The organism is Enterococcus nangangensis (assembly GCF_005405245.1).
GTDB lineage: Bacteria > Bacillota > Bacilli > Lactobacillales > Enterococcaceae > Enterococcus_J > Enterococcus_J nangangensis.
In genome coordinates this window covers 1-1,290 of the sequence record NZ_BJDR01000053.1, presented here as the reverse complement: position 1 = coordinate 1,290, position 1,290 = coordinate 1, and the positions used below count along the sequence as shown (strand labels likewise).

The following is a 1,290-nucleotide window of genomic DNA, read 5'->3' as shown; positions in this document are numbered from 1 at the left end:
AACACCAATATTTTTTTACACAAAAAGACATCTGGTTGTCCTATAATTAAATCGCCAAACCCAATCATAGGAGGAAAGCCAGATGCCCAACACAAAGAATACCAGACTTACTAATGAAAAGACAAGTGTCCTTGTAAGAAATATGTTAAACATTGAAGATACTCGCATTTCTTTTTCTGAAGAACCTTTCCAAAAGAAACGAATCAAAGGTCGCTTAGCGAACCACTTTACAGGAACTTTAAGGGATACCCCACGTTGTTGTCCCTGTTGCGGGTGTGTCTATGAAACAGGTCAAATCATTCATTATGGCCACTATCAAAGTACGATTCAACTTATTCCTTATCAAGAAGTCCCTACCTATCTGCTTTTGTATACACAACGTTTCTTTTGTAAACATTGTGGGGAAACTTTTTCTCCCCAAAGCTCCTATGTAGAACCCAATTGTGTGCTATCTAGGCCCCTAAAATTCGCCATTGCTGTAGAGTTAAAGCATAAAATTTCTATGAAGGACATTGCCAGCCGATACTTTGTATCGGTAAAAAGCGTAGAACGTATTTTGGAGTCCTTCTATTCTGATACCACACCTCATTTGGAACATTTACCTCGTCATATCTTAATTGATGAGTTTAAAGGAACGAAGGATTGTGAAGGGGCCATGTGTTTCATTATAAGTAATGCCGATAATGGAAAGATTTTTGATATTTTAGATGATCGTCGGAATTTCAAATTAAAAGCTTATTTCATGCGCTTCACTCTCAAAGCGCGGAGACAAGTCAAACACATTGTGATGGATATGAACGCTTCTTACAACGTGATTACTAGAGAGCTCTTCCCAGAAGCTAAGATTTCTATTGATCGTTTCCATGTCATTCAACAGTTAACCCGCGCCTTCAATAAACAAAGAATTCAAGTCATGAATAGCCTCTCCAAGAGCGATTCTACTGCACAAAAAGATTACCGTAAATTGAAGAAATACTGGCGAACGCTATTAAAGAAAAATCGCAAGATTAACTATCAAGCCTGTAAGGCTTTCCCCCTATTCCAAAAGAAACAAGTCACAGAATCCGAAGTACTAGATTATTTGCTTAGTATCAGTCCAGAGCTAAAACTGAGCTATGACGTTTATCAAGATTTATTAGAACACTTTGAAAACAAAGATGCCAAAGCATTTTTTCAACAAGTAGAACACTTGCCTCAAAGCCTAAACCAAACGTTTAAAAAAGCCATTCTGTACTTACTCAAACATAAAAAAGCTATTTATCATGCTTTAAACTATGCCTACTCCAATGG

At 37.1% G+C, this 1,290-nt stretch carries 1 protein-coding gene; it reads left to right on the top strand.

What is annotated here, in order from left to right; genetic code table 11:
- Positions 1 to 82: 82 nt before the first annotated feature.
- Positions 83 to 1,290: ISL3 family transposase (locus FFM57_RS09770; protein ID WP_137600329.1), on the top strand; the 1,208-nt coding region annotated here is incomplete at its 3' end.